Here is a 16,338-nt window from a genome sequence, read left to right on the forward strand (position 1 = left end):
CTCGCTTCAGCTCGGTGTGGAACGTTCGCTGGCGTCCTTGCGATACAGGGCGTAATACAACACCGGAATCACGATCAGCGTGAGCAAGGTCGAGACCAAGATGCCAAAGATCAGCGAGATCGCCAAGCCGTTGAAGATCGGGTCGTCCAAGATGAAGAACGCGCCGGTCATGGCGGCCAAGCCGGTCAAGGCAATCGGCTGCGCCCGCACCGCTGCGGACTGCACCACCGCGTCTTTGAAAGCCATGCCTTCACGCACTTGCAGCTCAATGAAGTCCACCAACAAGATGGAGTTGCGCACGATGATCCCGGCCAGCGCGATCATGCCGATCATCGACGTGGCGGTGAACTGGCTGCCCAGCAAGGCGTGGCCCGGCATCACACCGATGATGGTCAGCGGAATCGGCGCCATGATGATCAGCGGCGTCAGGTAGCTCTTGAACTGCGCCACCACCAAGAGATAGATCAGCACCAAACCGACGGCGTAGGCTGCGCCCATGTCGCGGAAAGTGTCGAAGGTGATCTGCCATTCGCCGTCCCACTTGAGGGCGTACTGGCGGTACGGGTCGCTGGGCTGGTGAATCCAGTATTCACCCAAGCTGCCGCTGTCGGGCAGCGCTGCTTCAGCCAGATGCGCGCGGATGGCGAACAGGCCGTAAAGCGGTGAATCAAGGCGTCCGCCCATATCGCCCATGACGTAGCTCACGCCTTGCAAGTCCTTGGTGAAACGTGGCTTGTCGATCACGCTGGTTTCGACGCGCACCAGCTCAGACAGGGGCACCAAGCGGCTGGAGCCGTCGGCCAACGTAGCGCGCATCGGCAGGGCCAGCAAAGTGTCGAGCCCCACTTGGGATTCACGCGGCAGTTGCAAGCGCACGGGCACCGGCACCTTGGACTGATCGTCGTGCAGGTAAGCGGCGTCCATGCCCGAGAGTGCCCCTTGCACCGTCTGGGCGATGGCGGCCACCGAGATGCCCAGCGATTCAGCCCGCTGGCGCTGGATGCGCAGGAAGGCGCGCGGGGCATCTTCCTTGTTGCTGGTGTCGGTGCCGATGATGTCGGGTGTGGCGCTGAAGGCTTTGGCCACGCGGTCGGCAAGTTGTTGGCGACCGGCTTCATCGGGGCCGTAGATTTCAGCCACCAGCGGGCTCATCACCGGCGGGCCCGGCGGCACTTCCACCACCTTGACGCGCGCGCCGTGGGCCACACCGATCTTTTCCAGCTCGGGGCGCAAGCGCTGAGCGATGGCGTGGCTCTTGTCGTGGCGATGGTGTTTGTCCACCAAATTGACCTGCAAATCGCCTTGCTCGGCTTCGCTGCGCAGGTAGTACTGGCGCACCAAACCGTTGAAGGTGATCGGACTGGCGGTGCCAGCGTAGGCTTGCAGATCGCGCACTTCGGGCTGCTTGGCCAGCAACGCGCCCAAGTCTTGCAAGGTGGCCGCCGTGGCTTCCAGCGGTGTGCCGGCCGGCATATCGACGATGACTTGGAATTCGCTCTTGTTGTCAAAGGGCAGCATCTTCAGCACCACGCCGAAGATGCTGCCGGGCATCAACGTCAGGCTGACCGACAGCAGCATCGCGCCGGCAATGCCTAAGCCGAGCAAGCGGCGCTTGCGCTGGCTGTCCAGAAACGGCGTGAGCAAGCGGGTGAAGATCCGCGCCAAGCGTCCTGGCTTGGCGGTATGAACGCCGTGATCGCCATGCGCCCCCGCGTGATCCTTCATCAACCGGCTGGCCAGCCACGGCGTGATCGAGAAGGCAATCGCCAGTGAGATCGCCATGCCAAGGCTGGCGTTGATCGGGATCGGGCTCATGTAAGGGCCCATCAGCCCCGAGACAAAGGCCATCGGCAGCAAAGCGGCGATCACGGTCAGCGTGGCCAAAATGGTGGGGCCGCCCACTTCATCGACCGCCCCGGGGATCAGCTCTTTCAAGGAGCGCCCCGGGTAGAGCTGCTGATGGCGGTGGATGTTTTCCACCACCACGATGGCGTCATCGACCAAGATGCCGATGGAAAAGATCAGCGCAAACAGCGAGACGCGGTTGAGCGTGAAACCCCAAGCCCAGCTGGCAAAGAGTGTGGCCATCAAGGTCAGGATCACGGCGGCACCGACGATCACGGCTTCGCGTCGGCCCAAGGCCAAGCCGACCAAGAGGATCACCGAGCCGGTGGCAAAGGCCAGCTTGCTGATGAGCTTGTTGGCTTTTTCAGCGGCGGTTTCGCCGTAGTCCCGTGTGACGCTGACTTCGATGTCGGCCGGGATGACGGTGTTGCGCAGTTCATCAAGACGTGCGCGGGCCGCCCGCGAGACATCGACCGCGTTCTGGCCCGGCTTCTTGCTCAGGCTCAGGGTCACGGCCGGATGCACGCCACCACCTGCCACGCTGCTTGCTGCGCCGCTGGCCGCCTCGCCTGCTGCGTAGGCCGCACCGGGGGTGAACCAGACTTGTTGTTGCAGCTGGGCCGCGCCCTTGTCGATCTGGGCCACTTCGCGCAGGTAGACCGGGTGACCGTTGTTCACGCCGACCACCAAATCGCCCACGTCTTCCGCGCTGCGCAGGAACTCACCCGTCTCGACCGTGAGCATGCGGGCGTTGCCGCCTTCGGGCTGGAGCACTGCGCCCGCCGGCATGCCGAAGTTGGCTGAGCGCAGGGTTTGAGTCAGGCGCAGCACATCGACGCCGCGTTCACGCAGGCGTGAGGGGTCGAGGCTGACTTGCACGGCTTGGCCGGGGCCGCCGATGGTTTGCACTTCGCGGCTGCCGGGAATGCGCTTGAGCTCGGCCTCGACCGTGCGCGCCACGCGCTCCAAGTCGAGCGCCGAGGCGGTGTCGGAGGCGTTGTCGCGGTGCCAGAGGGTCACGCTCAGCACCGGCACGTCGTCGATCCCTTTGGGCTTGACGATCGGGGTGAGGGTGCCCAAATCACGCGGCAGCCAGTCTTGATGGGCGTTGAGCACGTCGTAGAGCCGCACCAGCGCTTCGGTGCGCGGCACGCCGACTTGAAACTGCACGGTCAGCACTGCCAGACCCGGACGGGCCACCGAGTAGGTGTGCTCGATGCCGGCGATCTGCGCCAGCACCTGTTCAGCCGGGCGAGCCACCATGGCCTGAACATCGCCACTGCTGGCCCCGGGGAAGGGGATCAGCACGTTGGCCATGGTCACGTTGATCTGCGGTTCTTCTTCGCGCGGCGTGACCAGCACGGCGAACAAGCCCAGCAGCAGCGCCATCAGCGCCAGCAGCGGTGTGGTGGCGTTGGACTGGAACATCCGGGCCATGCGGCCCGAAAAGCCCAAAGCCATCTTGGTGCGCTGCCCGTGGTGCGCTTGGCGCTCTGGGTGCTCGTGGTTCGGAGGGGTCGTTGTCATGATCTCAGGGCGCAGGCACAGCGTGGGTCAAACCGGCACGGATGGGATCGCGGGCAATGCGTTCCCCGGCTTTGAGGCCCGCCAGCACTTCGATGCCCGCCTGACCTTGATCGGCCCCGGTGCGCACGGCGGTGAGGGCAAAGTGGCCTTCACGCACCACGTAGACCGCGCTCAGCTCGCCGCGTCGCAGCAAGGCTTCAGCCGGAATCAAGAGCCGCGCGGCGTTGCGATCTGCTGCGGGGGTGGGTGCGCCGGCAAAGCGCACACGCACCGTTTGGCCGGGCTGCATCGTGCCAGCCTCCGTCAGCGGCAAACGCCATTCCATGGTCTGCGCGATCGGGTCGGTGCCCGGCAGGCTTTGCACCGACTTCGGTGCCACCCAGCGGCCGTCGGGCAAACGGAGTTGGATCTGCGTGGCGTGCTTGGCGGCTTCTTGGCGGGAAGCGCCCACTTGCACCACGGCGCGCAGCGCGCCGGGCACGTACAAGGTCAGGATCGGCCGGCCGGGGGCGGCCAAGTCGCCTTGGTCCAAATGGGTGGCGAGCACCACGCCGTCAAAGGGCGCGCTGATTTGGGCAAAGCCCCGTGCCAGATGCGCTTGGCTTTGCGAGGCTTGCGCGCCCTTGAGGCCCGCTTCGGCTGCTTTGAGCTGGGCTTCGGCTTGATCAAGCGCACCTTGGCTGATATAGCCCTGGCGGTGCAGATCGCGGGTGCGCTGGGTTTGGAGTTGGATGTTGTTCAGCTCAGCTTGGGCTTGCGCCACGCCGGCTTCGCTGCGGCTCACGCCGGTTTGGGTGTCGCGTTCATCGATGCGGGCCAGTTTTTGTCCGGCACGCACCCGGTCGCCAGCGCGTACTGCCAGCTCCACCACACTGCCGCCCACTTGCGCAGCCACCGTGGCTTGGCGCACCGCTTGGATCACACCGTCGGTTTCAAAGCTGCTGGCGCTGGTGCCGGCTTGAACCGTCAAGGTCGGGACGGGGAGGCTGTTCTCAGCGGCCATCGCCAAGCCACTACCCAAGCTGGCAGCCGTCAAAACCATCGTCGCCAGCCTGATGCTGCGGTTGCGGCGGCGAGCCAAGCGCGTCAAATCAACGTCAAGCGTGTGCATCCATGAACCCCAAAAAATACCACTGTGGGTATGCTAACACATACGGTATGGGGTATAAAAAGGGAGGGATTTGGACGCGGTTTAGTCCTCACTCGGCCAGACAAACACCCAGAGCGCCGCCACCATGGCACCGATGAGGCCCACTTCCCACAGCATGGGGTAGGCGTAGACCATGCCGCACAGCAGCAGGAACCAGGCGATGTAGGCCTTGCCGGATTTGAGATGTTTCATGAGCAAGCTTCGGGTTATGTTGCGGTGCAACAATGAGCCTCTTCATGGAATCAATCAGAGGGTGGTTTGCGATGCAAAAACGAACGTTGTCGGGATTGTCACGGGTGGCTGGTCTGGTGCTGGTCTGGGGACTCGTCCTTCAAGCCCCAGCTCAGGCCGCCGAGAAGCTGCCTGCTTTCAAGGTCGATGCCACGCAGACGACGGTCTCGGGGCTGTCCTCGGGGGCCTTCATGGCGGTGCAGTTGCAAGTGGCCTATTCGGCCAGCATCAAGGGTGCTGGCGTGGTGGCAGGTGGGCCGTATTACTGCGCGGCGGGCAACATGCTTTATGCCGGCATCTGCATGGGGCAAGTGATGTTCATGCCGCCCAACCCGGCCTTGATGGTGAATGCTGCCAAGCGTTTTGCCGCTGCCGGGCAGATCGATACCTTGAGCCACCTGAAAAAGCGCCATGTCTATGTGTTTAGCGGCACCAAAGACACGGTGGTGCTCCAACCTGCGGTGGACGCCACCGTGGCGTTTTTCAAGCAAGCGGGGGTGCCGGAGGCCAACCTCAAATACGTCAACCACGTGCCCGCCGGTCATGCGGTGATCACGCCCAGTTTTGGCGGCAACTGTGAGGCCAACGCCGCACCCTACATCAGCCATTGCGACGTGAACGGCCAAGGCTATGACCAAGCCGGGGATCTGCTGTCGCATCTCTACGGCGCACTGCAACCCAAGGCCTCCAGCCCAACGGGCCGCTTGGTCGCTTTCAACCAACGCGCTTTTGCCGCCCCCATGACCAGCATGGCTGAGGAGGCGTACCTTTACGTGCCCCAAGCCTGTGAAGCCGGCGAAACCTGCAAAGTCCACGTCGCGCTGCACGGCTGCATGCAATCGGCCGAATCGGTGGGCAACGAGTTTGTGAGCGACACCGGCTACAACGCTTGGGCCGACACCAACCACCTCTTGGTGCTCTACCCGCAGGTCAACAAATCCACCCTGCCCTTCAACCCCCAAGGCTGCTGGGACTGGTTCGGCTACACCGGCACCAACTACGCCACCAAGTCCAGCATGCAAATGATGGCCATCAAGTCGATGGTGACGGCGCTGGGCAAGAAGAAATAAGCCGCTGCCGGGTCAGACTTGGATGTCTGACCCAACGTTTTCAGCCAAGGCGGGCTGAAAAGAAGTGATAGAAGTGATGCGGCAGAATGGTCGCCTTAAAAACACGGGGCAGCAGCATGGGGACGTACTACGAATTCTTCGCGGGTGGGGGTATGGCTCGTGCGGGACTGGGTGCGGACTGGCACTGTCTCTTTGCCAACGACATCAGCGAGAAGAAGGCCGAGGCGTATCGCGGCAACTGGGGCTTTGAAGAGCTGGTGGTTGGGGATGTGTTCAAGGTCGAGACGGCGCAGCTTGCCGGTCAAACCGACTTGATGTGGGGCTCCTTCCCGTGTCAAGACCTTTCCCTTGCTGGTGCCGGACAAGGCCTTGGCGGTGAACGCAGCGGTGCTTTTTGGGGGTTCTGGCAACTTGTGGGTGCCTTGAATCGGGAAGGCCGCAAGCCCCACATCGTGGTCTTGGAAAACGTCTATGGGATGCTGACCTCGCATGATGGCAAGGACTTCGACCAGATCGCGCAGGCTGTTGCGGCTGAGGGCTACGTCTTGGGTGCTGTCGTGATGGACGCCGTGCATTTCACGCCGCAGTCGCGCCCACGTCTTTTCATGGTGGGCATTGACGCTCGATGGGTCCTGCCCACGCACATTCATGGGGATCAGCCCTCACCCGCTTGGCACCCCGATGCGGTGATTCGGGCCTACAACCGACTGCCCATGGTGACCAAGGCGGCGTGGCGCTGGTGGCATTTGCCCGTGCCCACACAACGGGTTGGAACGCTGGATGACCTTCTTGAAAAGGAGCCAACGGGAGTCCGCTGGCATACCGAGGCGGAGACGCAAAAATTGCTTGCCATGATGACCGATGTCAACCGGCGCAAGGTCATGGAGGCCCAAAGACTCGGGGCATTGAAAGCGGGTACGGTCTACAAACGTACCCGTCAAAACGTGCAGCGGGCCGAAGTGCGTTTTGATGGCGTGGCCGGTTGCTTGCGCGCGCCGACCGGGGGCTCCAGCCGTCAAACCATCATGGTGGTCGATGGCCCGCAAGTACGCAGTCGGCTGATTTCCCCGCGTGAAGCCGCTAGGTTGATGGGATTACCGGATACCTACCGACTCCCTGATCGTTACAACGACGCTTATCAACTCCTCGGCGATGGCGTCGTTGTCCCCGTGGTGGCTCACCTGCGCGAGCACCTGCTGACACCCGTTATCGTTGCCAACTCAACGGCCGCAGCACAGCCCCAACATCTTCGCCGCGCATGATGGCACCCAGCACGCCAGCGACCCCAGGCATTGCCGCGACAGAACTTCCGTTCGAAACCGAGCAACTCCGCGCGCAACTGAGTGGCTATCTGGATCAGAGCTACGCATTGCCGGATGGCCGTACCCTCCGGCTGGGGTCGATCAAATGGGGTGTTTACGCCTTCTTCGACTATGACAACGAGCCCATCTATGTCGGGCAGACGAAGGAAAAGCTAGGAACACGTATTCGACGGCATTTGACGAATCAACGGACAGATGCTGTCGCTATGCATGTTCTGGATCCATTCGAAGTGCATTCGATTGAGGTCTGGCCGTTACCTGCGTTTGAAAGTCGATCCGGCAAAGATGCCGACGCTGGTGCTCACCTGAATGCTTTGGAATATGGTGTCTTTCACCATCTGCTTGGAAAGTCTGAGTTCAAGGCTGTCTTGAACGAGAAAGATCCGCCGATGCCGACGGTGGCCATCGACATGCCGGCTTCCGTCCGTGGTTGCATCGTTTCTGCCGAGGTCAGCCAATTGCGTGATCACCCCGATCTGAGAATCGCCCGCCGTGCCGCAACGCTTGCAAAGCTCGCTCAGGTTATCAGCGAGCGCAAGGTCCAAAAGGGGTTGCGGCGCACGCTGCTTGCGCAGGTCCAGCGACTCCAAGCCTTGACCCAACGCCGCTACGACAACGCAGCGGACGCCGCTCCGGACGACGAGTGAGTTGTGAATCGAACTCAAACCCCCGCTGGCGCTTGCAGATGCCAGTCGGTGGCCTGTTGTAAGGCGTGGCCGGTGTGCAGCAGGGTACTTTCTTGCCAGTAGTTGCTGATCAGTTGTAAGCCCACGGGCAAGCCATCCGCGCCGAAACCGGCGGGGACGCTCATGCCGGGCAGGCCGGCCAGCGAGGCGGGCAGGGTGAAGATGTCGGCGAGGTATTCGGCCACCGGGTCTTTTTGGCTGCCGATGGCACGGGCCACGGTCGGGGCGACGGGGCCGGCGATCAAGTCGCACTGCGTGAAGGCGGCTTGGAAGTCGTCGGCGATCATGCGGCGCAGTTTTTGCGCTTGCAGGTAATAGGCGTCGTAGTAGCCGTGGCTCAGCACGTAGGTGCCGATCATGATGCGGCGCTTCACTTCGGCCCCAAAGCCTTCGCTGCGGCTTTTGCAGTACATCTCGTTCAGGTCTTTGTACGCCTCAGCGCGGTGGCCGTAGCGCACGCCGTCGAAGCGGCTCAGGTTCGAGCTGGCTTCGGCCGGGGCGATGATGTAGTAGACGGGGATCGACAGCTCTGTGCGCGGCAGGCTGACATCGACCAGCGTGGCTCCGAGTTTTTCAAGCTCAGCCAGCGCGGCGCGGGTGGCGCTGAGCACGTCGGCTGAGACGCCTTCACCGAAGAATTCTTTCGGCAAACCGATGCGCAGGCCCTTCAAGGGCTGGGCGGCGCTGGCCCCGGCGCGCAGGGCGGTGGTGGCACCGACAAAGTCGGGCACGGCTTGCTCCGCACTGGTGGCGTCGCGGGGGTCAAAGCCGCTCATGGCTTGCAGCAAGTGGGCGCAGTCCAAGGCGGTGCGCGCCATCGGGCCGGCTTGGTCCAAGCTGGAGGCGAAAGCGATCATGCCGTAGCGCGAGCAGCGGCCGTAGGTCGGCTTGATGCCGGTGATGCCGGTGAGCGCAGCCGGTTGGCGCACCGAGCCGCCGGTGTCGGTGCCGGTGGCGGCCGGCAACAGGCGGGCGGCCACGGCGGCGGCGCTGCCGCCTGAGGAGCCGCCGGTGATGCGGCTGGGGTTCCACGGGTTGCGCGCCACGGCGTAGGCCGAGTTTTCGTTGGCCCCGCCCATGGCGAACTCGTCGCAGTTCAGCTTACCCAGCGTCACGGTCCCGGCTTCAGCCAGACGGCTCACCACGGTGGCATCAAAGGGGCTGCGGTAGCCGTCGAGCATCTTGGAGGCGGCGGTGCTGGGAAAGTCGCGCGTCACAAAGATGTCTTTGTGGGCGATGGGGATGCCCAACAGGGTATGCGCCGGGCCGTGTACGCCTTTGGCCCGCCATGCGTCAGCAGCGGCAGCTTGGGCCAAGGCAATGTCTTCGTTGACACATAGAAAAGCGCCAAGGGCGCTGTGCTGGCTGATCCGGTCAAGCAGGTGACGTGTCAGCTCCACGCTGGAGACCTTGCGCTCGTCGAGCATGCGGGCCAGGGTGGTGACATCAAGCTGATGCAAAGAGGGATGCAGAGAAGTCGAGGTCGAGCTCATGGGCGGGGGCAGCAGACGGCAAGAAGTTATTCGATCACGCGGGGCACAAGGAACAAGCCGGCTTCGACCGCTGGGGCGCTGCGCTGGTTGTCAGCACGCTGGTCGATTTCGGTGATGTCGTCCGGGCGCAGGCGCAAGGCCACGTCTTGCACCGCCGACAGCGGGGTGTACAGCGGCGCAACACCGCTGGTATCGACGCTGCGCATTTGCTCGACGATGGTGAAGAAGTCGTTGAGCTGGCTGAGTAATTCAACCTGTTCTTGGGGCTTCAGTTCCAAGCGTGCCAAGTGGGCGATGCGGCGCACATCCTCGGGGCGGAGTGACATGGGGGGACCTTCAAAGAGTAGCGGGGGGCAATTCAAGGTGTTTTGTACAGGGGCCTTGCCCGGATGAAGGCGCGCTAAAGGCGAAGCCGACCGGATACATAAGGCCCATAAGGTATTATCACAGGCTGATTCAAGAATCCGAGCACAAAGCCGGAATCCCAAGTTAAACCCTTCCCCGTGCTGTAGAGCCCATGCTCCGCAGCATCGATCTAACTCCGACCAGTCCAAACAGATGCTGTACGGATCGCTGCGCCGCTATTTTTCTACCGATCTCGCGATCGACCTTGGGACCGCCAACACGCTGATTTATGTGCGTGGGGTCGGCATTGTGCTGAACGAGCCTTCGGTGGTTTCGATCCGTCATGAGGGTGGCCCTCATGGCAAGAAGACGATCCAAGCGGTCGGAACCGAAGCCAAGGCCATGCTGGGCAAAGTGCCCGGCAACATCGACGCCATCCGGCCGATGAAAGACGGCGTGATCGCCGACTTCACCGTGACCGAGCAGATGCTCAAGCAGTTCATCAAGATGGTGCATCCGCGCTCGCTGTTTCGGCCGAGCCCGCGCATCATCATTTGTGTGCCTTGCGGCTCCACCCAAGTGGAACGCCGCGCTATCCGTGAATCCGCATTGGGTGCGGGGGCCTCAGAGGTCTACTTGATCGAAGAGCCGATGGCTGCGGCCATTGGTGCCGGTCTGCCCGTCAGCGAAGCCTCGGGCTCGATGGTGGTGGACATCGGCGGTGGTACGACCGAAGTGGCCGTCATCTCGCTCGGCGGCATGGTCTACAAGGGCTCGGTGCGCGTGGGCGGTGACAAGTTTGACGAAGCCATCGTCAACTACATCCGGCGCAACTACGGCATGTTGATCGGTGAGCCGACGGCTGAAGTCATCAAGAAAGAAATCGGTTCGGCTTTCCCGGGCTCCGAAGTCAAGGAGATGGAAGTCAAGGGCCGCAATCTGTCGGAAGGCGTGCCGCGCAGCTTCACGGTGTCGAGCAACGAGATTCTCGAAGCCTTGACCGAGCCGCTCAATCAAATCGTCTCCAGCGTCAAACGCGCCCTCGAACAAACCCCGCCTGAGCTGGGTGCCGACATCTCTGATCGCGGCATGATGCTCACCGGCGGTGGCGCGTTGCTGCGCGACCTCGACCGCCTGCTGGCTGAGGAAACCGGCCTGCCGGTGCTGGTGGCGGAAGATCCGCTGACCTGCGTGGTGCGTGGTTGCGGTATGGCCTTGGAGCGCATGGAGCGCCTCGGGTCCATTTTCACCTCTGAATGATGTTGTTCTGATTCGCCATGCCGCAGGGCGCGCTCGACCGAACACCGCCACCGTTTTTTCGCCAAGGCCCCTCAGCCTTTAGTCGATTGGTGGTGTTTGCGTCGATGGCGGTCTGTTTGATGGCCGCAGATCGACGTCTAGAGTTGATCCGGCCGGTGCGTGCTGCGGTCGCCGTGATGCTCTATCCGGTCGAGCAAGGGCTGCTGACACCCATGTTGGCTTGGACCCAAGTGCAAACCTACGTGGGCGGTATCCATGCCGCTCAAGACGCTGAGGCCAAGGCCCGTGCGGCCTTGACGCAGCAAGCGCAGCAAGCGCTGCAAGCCAAGCCCCTGACTGAAGAAAACACCCGCTTGCGCGCCTTGCTGGATCTGCGTCCGCGCCTGTCTGCACCAGCACGCGCGGCCGAAGTGCTCTATGACGCGGCGGACCCTTTCACCCGCAAGATGGTTATTGATCAAGGTTCGCTGCAAAACATTGAGCTGGGCTCACCTGTCGTCAATGAAATCGGCGTGCTCGGCCAAGTCACCCGGGTTTATCTCTCGACGGCTGAAGTGACGCTGTTGACGGATCGCAATGCCACCATTCCGGTGCTCAATACCCGGACTCAACAGCGCAGCATTGCTGTCGGTGACCCCAGTGCGGGGGGCATGGAGCTGCGCTTTCTGGCGGCCAATGCCGATGTGCAAGTGGGCGATGTGCTCTCCACGTCGGGCGTGGATGGGGTGTATCCCGGCGGCTACCCGGTGGCCAAAATTACCCATGTGGATCGGCGCGCCGACAACACCAACTTCGCCAAAATTCAGCTCGATTTGTTGACCCGGCCCGATGGCGTGCGCCATGTCTTGGTGCTGGTTCCGTTGGGTAAACAACTGCCTCCTCGGCCTGAGCCGGTGGCCAGCGCTCCCACACCCAGCCGCAAGGCCAGCGGGCGACACTGAATCATGATGCACAGCACCCACGATCAGCTTTTGCTGCCGGTGAACCCGCTGTTCATGTGGTTCTCGCTGGCCATGGCGTTGCTGATCAACCTGTTGCCGCTGGGCCGTCTGCCGGGCATGCCCGACATGGTGGCGCTGGCGCTGGTGTTTTGGAACGTGCATCAATCGCGCCGGGTCGGCGTCGGTGCGGCCTTTGTGTTTGGCGTTTTGATGGACGTCCATCAAGGGGCTTTGCTCGGCCAGCACGCGTTGGCGTACACCTTGCTGGCGTACTTTGCGATCACCATGCACCGTCGCTTGCTCTGGTTCGGTGTGTGGGAGCAAGCCTTGCATGTGGCCCCGCTGTTTGTGGTCGCCCACCTCGTTGTCCTGATCACGCGCTTGATCACGGGCGATGTCTTTCCCGGTTGGACGCTGCTGTTGGCCCCTTTCTTTGAAGCGCTGCTGTGGCCAGTGGTCAGTTGGTTTCTGCTGGCTCCACAACGTCGTGCCCCGGATCCGGACGAAAATCGGCCGCTGTGAGCACCGAACTTCGCAACCTTGAGCTGGAGCTGGACCGTTTCCGCAGCCGTTTATTGGCGGCGGCTGGGTTCGTTTTGTTTTGCTTTGCGCTCCTGATCGCCCGCTTGGTGTATTTGCAGGTGATTTCTCATGAGGAGTTGGCCACCCAAGCGGAAAACAACCGCATTGCGGTGGTGCCCATCGTGCCCAACCGGGGCTTGATCGTGGACCGCAACGGCGTGGTGCTGGCCAACAACTATTCGGCCTACACCCTAGAAATCACTCGGGCGCAGATCCAAGAAGACTTGGAAGAGCTTATCGACCAGCTCGCTACGGTGATCGAGGTCGAGCCGCGTGACCGCCGGCGCTTTAAGCGGCTCTCGGGTGAAAGCAAGAGCTTCGAGTCGGTGCCGATTCGCACCAAGCTCAGCGACGAAGAGGTGGCGCGCTTTACGGCGCAGCGCTTCCGCTTCCCAGGCGTCGAGATCAAGGCACGGCTCTTTCGCAACTACCCTTATGGTGAGCTGGCCAGCCATGTGTTGGGCTATATCGGCCGCATCAATCAGCGCGACAAGGAGCTGATGGAGGATTGGGAAGAAGAAGATCAAGCCAATTACCGGGGTACCGAATACATCGGCAAGCTCGGTATTGAGCAGCAGTATGAGCACGAACTGCACGGCTTGACGGGGGTCGAAGAGGTGGAAACCAGCGCCGGGGGGCGGCCGGTGAGACGCTTGCGCTCCGACTCGGCCACGCCGGGCAACACCGTGCATCTCACGCTCGATATCCGCTTGCAAGCCTTGGTGGAGACCCTCTTTGGGGATCGGCGTGGAGCCTTGGTGGCCATCGACCCACGCAACGGCGAGGTCTTGGCTTTTGTCAGCAAACCCACCTTCGACCCCAACTTATTCGTCGATGGCATCGACCAAGAAAGTTGGAAAGATCTCAACGAGTCGCTCGAAAAGCCGTTGTTGAACCGCGCCTTGCGCGGCACCTATCCGCCGGGATCAACCTACAAGCCGTTCATGGCCATCGCCGCTTTGACCACCGGCAAACGCACGGCGCACCAGATCACCTACGACAACGGTGCCTTTATGTTCGGCAACCACCGTTTTCGCAGCCACGGTGATACGGCCTTGGGGGCCGTCGATATGCATCGTTCCATCGTGCAGTCGAGCAATGTTTACTACTACGCCTTGGCCAACGACATGGGGGTCGATCTGATCCACGATCAGCTGGAGCCCCTTGGTTTTGGTCGCAAGACCGGGATTGATTTGGAAGGCGAAGTGACCGGCGATTTGCCTTCGACCGAGTGGAAACAGCGTAAATACAAGCGCGCCGATCAGCAGCGCTGGTATGCCGGTGAAACCATCTCGCTCGGCATCGGTCAGGGCTACAACAACTTCACCATGGTGCAACTCTCCAGTGCATTGGCCACGCTGGTCTCGGGCGGCAAGCGTTTCGAGCCCCGTTTGGTGCATGAGATCGAAGACGTGATCACGCGCCAGATCCACACGGTCGCCAGTGAGCCCTTGAGCCCGTTGGACTTCAAACCCGAGGATGTCGAGGTGATTCGGCGCGCCATGTATGGCGTGACGCAGGAAGGCACTTCGACCCGGGTTTTTGTCGGAGCGGCCTACCAAAGTGGCGGCAAAACGGGCACGGCGCAGGCGGTGACGATTCGGCAAAACGAGAAGTACAACGCCTCTCGACTCTCTGAGTACCAGCGCGACCATTCGCTCTACACCGCTTTTGCGCCGCTCGATAACCCACGCGTGGCCTTGGCGGTGATCGTGGAAAACGCCGGTTTTGGGGCCGAGGCGGCTGCACCGATTGCCCGGCGCGTGCTCGACTACTTGCTGCTGGGGCGTTATCCCGGCGAAGAGGACATTGCCTTGGTGCAAAAAGGACATGCCGGGTCTCCGGTGGGCGTGCAGCGCAAGGCCGCTGATGTCCCGCTGCCCACGCCACGCGGTGGGGCGGCACCGTTGTCCGCGCCCTTGGCCGAAGGGGCCGCCTCTTTCGTGGGATCGAAATCGCCATGATGACGCTCAATATCGACTGGTCCTATGCGCGCCAGAAGCTGGCAAGCGCTTTCGCTGGTTTTGACGTGGGGGTGTTGCTCGCCCTGCTGCTGCTGTGTAGCGCCGGGCTGGTGATCATGTATTCCGCTGGCTACGCCTTTGGTAGCCGTTTTATGGATCACGCGCGCAACATGCTGCTGGCAGCGATGGTGCTGTTTCTCGTGGCCCAAGTGCCGCCGCAGCGGCTGATGGCGGTGGCTGTGCCGCTCTACACCCTGGGGGTGCTGCTGCTGCTGGCCACCGCCCTTTTTGGCTTGACCAAAAAAGGGGCAACGCGCTGGCTGAATATCGGGGTGGTGATTCAGCCCAGCGAGATCCTCAAAATCGCTGCGCCCCTGATGCTGGCTTGGTGGTTTCAGCGCCGCGAGGGCCACTTGCGCATGTCTGATTTCTGGCTGGCTGGCATCATCTTGATGGTGCCGGTGGCGCTGATCGCCAAGCAGCCCGATCTAGGCACCGCGATTTTGGTGTTTTCAGCCGGCTTTTACGTCATGTTCTTTGCCGGCTTTCCCTGGAAATATATTCTGCCGGTGGTGGTCGTTGGCGTGGCGGGGGTGGTCGCGTTGGTGATCGCCGAGCCTACGATCTGTCAGCCCGATGTGGTCTGGCCGCTGTTGCGGGCGTACCAAAAGCACCGCATCTGCACCTTGCTCGATCCGACCCAAGACCCGTTGGGCAAGGGCTTTCACATCATCCAAGGCATGATCGCCATCGGCTCTGGCGGCGTCACGGGCAAAGGCTTCATGCAAGGCACCCAGACGCACCTTGAGTTCATCCCCGAGCGCACCACCGACTTCATCTTTGCGGCCTATTCGGAAGAGTTCGGTCTCCTCGGCTGCCTGCTGCTGGTGGTGGGTTTTGTGGCCTTGATCCTGCGCGGTTTGTCCATCGCCGCCGATGCTCCCACGGTCTTCACGCGGCTCTTGGCAGGGGCCGTGACGTTGAGCTTTTTCACCTACGCCATCGTCAATATGGGCATGGTCAGCGGCATCTTGCCCGTGGTCGGTGTGCCCTTGCCCTTCATCAGCTACGGCGGCACCGCGATGGTGTCACTGGGTTTGTCGCTGGGCATGCTGATGTCGATTGCCAAATCACGGCGGCTGGTGCAGAGCTGAGTGGACGCTTTCTACCGTGACAGGACAGATGAGCCGGTGCTGGGTTTGACACGTCAGCGCCGGCACGATCGTTTGAACCGTCCCACCGATCTTTTTGCTGCATCCCATGCATACCCTCTCCCAACTTCGTTCCGGTGCTTTGGCCGGTACGCGTCGGCTTGATCTTTCGGCTGATTTGAGCGTTTTTCCGTCGGAAATTTTTGAGCTGGCTGAGACGCTGGAGGTGCTGAACCTCTCGGGCAACCGGCTTAGCACGCTGCCTGACGATCTGCCCCGGCTCAAAGCCCTCAAGGTGATCTTCTGTTCGGACAACGATTTCAGCGTGCTGCCGGTTGTGCTGGGGGCGTGTGAGCGCTTGGAGATGGTGGGCTTTAAAGCCAATCGCATCCGTCATGTACCCCCGGCTGCGCTGCCGGCGCGACTGCGCTGGCTGATCCTGACCGACAACCTGCTGACCGAATTGCCTGCTGAGTTGGGGCAGTGCCGGCGCTTGCAAAAACTCATGCTGGCGGGCAATCAGCTCCCGTCCTTGCCTGATCTTTCCAACTGCGAGCGGCTGGAGCTGCTGCGCTTGGCGGCCAATCGCATCGAGCTGTTGCCCCCGTGGCTGAGCGTTTTGCCGCGTTTGTCGTGGGTGGCGTTGGCGGGCAATCCGCTTTGGCAGGCCGAGGCGCAGCGGCACGACGCGCGCCATGATCGCCCCGACTTGGCGCGCATTCCCGGCTCGGCCTTGGCGTTGGAGCACACCTTGGGCGAAGGCGCTTCGGG

At 62.1% G+C, this 16,338-nt stretch carries 14 protein-coding genes; 9 read left to right on the top strand and 5 right to left on the bottom strand.

The window, feature by feature from the left end; translation table 11 throughout:
- Nucleotides 1-6 precede the first annotated feature (6 nt).
- From AC3VI7_RS01785 to AC3VI7_RS01795, 3 genes are all read right to left on the bottom strand, one after another.
- Nucleotides 7-3,306, bottom strand: coding sequence for an efflux RND transporter permease subunit (locus tag AC3VI7_RS01785; RefSeq protein WP_489669037.1), 3,300 nt, complete (start codon nucleotides 3,304-3,306; stop codon nucleotides 7-9).
- 70 nt (nucleotides 3,307-3,376) lie between these two features.
- The gene (locus AC3VI7_RS01790; protein WP_489668996.1) at nucleotides 3,377-4,483 is read right to left on the bottom strand and encodes an efflux RND transporter periplasmic adaptor subunit; all 1,107 of its coding nucleotides are present in this window, start codon (nucleotides 4,481-4,483) and stop codon (nucleotides 3,377-3,379) included.
- A gap of 81 nt (nucleotides 4,484-4,564) precedes the next feature.
- Nucleotides 4,565-4,714 carry a hypothetical protein gene (locus AC3VI7_RS01795; RefSeq protein WP_489668995.1) on the bottom strand — a complete coding sequence of 50 codons (150 nt, stop codon included), beginning with the start codon at nucleotides 4,712-4,714 and terminating at the stop codon, nucleotides 4,565-4,567.
- A 71-nt stretch (nucleotides 4,715-4,785) separates the two neighbouring features.
- Between AC3VI7_RS01795 and AC3VI7_RS01800 the strand changes: the two genes are divergently transcribed.
- The 3 genes from AC3VI7_RS01800 to AC3VI7_RS01810 all read left to right on the top strand — a co-directional run bounded on the left by AC3VI7_RS01800 (nucleotide 4,786) and on the right by AC3VI7_RS01810 (nucleotide 7,792).
- Nucleotides 4,786-5,823: an extracellular catalytic domain type 2 short-chain-length polyhydroxyalkanoate depolymerase gene (locus AC3VI7_RS01800; RefSeq protein WP_489668994.1), complete on the top strand. Its 1,038-nt coding sequence runs from the start codon at nucleotides 4,786-4,788 to the stop codon at nucleotides 5,821-5,823.
- Nucleotides 5,824-5,939: 116 nt separating this feature from the next.
- Complete coding sequence (locus AC3VI7_RS01805; protein WP_489671216.1) at nucleotides 5,940-7,085, top strand: DNA cytosine methyltransferase; 1,146 nt, start codon at nucleotides 5,940-5,942, stop codon at nucleotides 7,083-7,085.
- The gene (locus AC3VI7_RS01810; RefSeq protein ID WP_489671374.1) at nucleotides 7,082-7,792 is read left to right on the top strand and encodes a GIY-YIG nuclease family protein; all 711 of its coding nucleotides are present in this window, start codon (nucleotides 7,082-7,084) and stop codon (nucleotides 7,790-7,792) included. The genes AC3VI7_RS01805 and AC3VI7_RS01810 overlap by 4 nt, the downstream gene beginning before the upstream one ends.
- Before the next feature lie 14 nt (nucleotides 7,793-7,806).
- Here the strand turns inward: AC3VI7_RS01810 and gatA are convergent, their stop codons facing one another.
- Entirely contained in the window at nucleotides 7,807-9,324 is a 1,518-nt protein-coding gene (gatA, locus tag AC3VI7_RS01815; RefSeq protein ID WP_489671217.1) for an Asp-tRNA(Asn)/Glu-tRNA(Gln) amidotransferase subunit GatA, read from the bottom strand.
- A gap of 26 nt (nucleotides 9,325-9,350) precedes the next feature.
- A complete protein-coding gene (gene gatC, locus AC3VI7_RS01820; protein WP_489669464.1) occupies nucleotides 9,351-9,650 on the bottom strand; it encodes an Asp-tRNA(Asn)/Glu-tRNA(Gln) amidotransferase subunit GatC in 300 nt (99 codons plus the stop codon).
- A gap of 235 nt (nucleotides 9,651-9,885) precedes the next feature.
- Between gatC and AC3VI7_RS01825 the strand changes: the two genes are divergently transcribed.
- The 6 genes from AC3VI7_RS01825 to AC3VI7_RS01850 all read left to right on the top strand — a co-directional run.
- A complete protein-coding gene (locus AC3VI7_RS01825; protein WP_489669489.1) occupies nucleotides 9,886-10,929 on the top strand; it encodes a rod shape-determining protein in 1,044 nt (347 codons plus the stop codon).
- A 17-nt stretch (nucleotides 10,930-10,946) separates the two neighbouring features.
- Nucleotides 10,947-11,870: a rod shape-determining protein MreC gene (gene mreC / locus AC3VI7_RS01830; RefSeq protein WP_489669465.1), complete on the top strand. Its 924-nt coding sequence runs from the start codon at nucleotides 10,947-10,949 to the stop codon at nucleotides 11,868-11,870.
- Nucleotides 11,871-11,873: 3 nt separating this feature from the next.
- Nucleotides 11,874-12,392, top strand: coding sequence for a rod shape-determining protein MreD (gene mreD / locus AC3VI7_RS01835; protein ID WP_489669466.1), 519 nt, complete (start codon nucleotides 11,874-11,876; stop codon nucleotides 12,390-12,392).
- Nucleotides 12,389-14,416 (top strand): penicillin-binding protein 2, encoded by a 2,028-nt coding sequence (gene mrdA, locus AC3VI7_RS01840; protein ID WP_489669467.1) that lies wholly within the window; start codon nucleotides 12,389-12,391, stop codon nucleotides 14,414-14,416. Before mreD ends, mrdA begins: the two co-directional genes overlap by 4 nt.
- Nucleotides 14,416-15,570 (top strand): rod shape-determining protein RodA, encoded by a 1,155-nt coding sequence (gene rodA / locus AC3VI7_RS01845; RefSeq protein ID WP_489669490.1) that lies wholly within the window; start codon nucleotides 14,416-14,418, stop codon nucleotides 15,568-15,570. Before mrdA ends, rodA begins: the two co-directional genes overlap by 1 nt.
- A gap of 106 nt (nucleotides 15,571-15,676) precedes the next feature.
- On the top strand, nucleotides 15,677-16,338 hold a 662-nt coding region (locus tag AC3VI7_RS01850; protein ID WP_489671375.1), incomplete at its 3' end, for a leucine-rich repeat domain-containing protein.

It is taken from the genome of Leptothrix toolikensis (SeqCode), from assembly GCF_057922285.1.

Coding starts and splice junctions, on each gene's coding strand:
- AC3VI7_RS01785 (WP_489669037.1), bottom strand. CDS start 3,306: ATGGCTTTGGGCTTTTCGGGCCGCATGGCCCGGATGTTCCAGTCCAAC.
- AC3VI7_RS01790 (WP_489668996.1), bottom strand. CDS start 4,483: ATGCACACGCTTGACGTTGATTTGACGCGCTTGGCTCGCCGCCGCAAC.
- AC3VI7_RS01795 (WP_489668995.1), bottom strand. CDS start 4,714: ATGAAACATCTCAAATCCGGCAAGGCCTACATCGCCTGGTTCCTGCTG.
- AC3VI7_RS01800 (WP_489668994.1), top strand. CDS start 4,786: ATGCAAAAACGAACGTTGTCGGGATTGTCACGGGTGGCTGGTCTGGTG.
- AC3VI7_RS01805 (WP_489671216.1), top strand. CDS start 5,940: ATGGGGACGTACTACGAATTCTTCGCGGGTGGGGGTATGGCTCGTGCG.
- AC3VI7_RS01810 (WP_489671374.1), top strand. CDS start 7,082: ATGATGGCACCCAGCACGCCAGCGACCCCAGGCATTGCCGCGACAGAA.
- gatA (WP_489671217.1), bottom strand. CDS start 9,324: ATGAGCTCGACCTCGACTTCTCTGCATCCCTCTTTGCATCAGCTTGAT.
- gatC (WP_489669464.1), bottom strand. CDS start 9,650: ATGTCACTCCGCCCCGAGGATGTGCGCCGCATCGCCCACTTGGCACGC.
- mreC (WP_489669465.1), top strand. CDS start 10,947: ATGCCGCAGGGCGCGCTCGACCGAACACCGCCACCGTTTTTTCGCCAA.
- mreD (WP_489669466.1), top strand. CDS start 11,874: ATGATGCACAGCACCCACGATCAGCTTTTGCTGCCGGTGAACCCGCTG.
- rodA (WP_489669490.1), top strand. CDS start 14,416: ATGACGCTCAATATCGACTGGTCCTATGCGCGCCAGAAGCTGGCAAGC.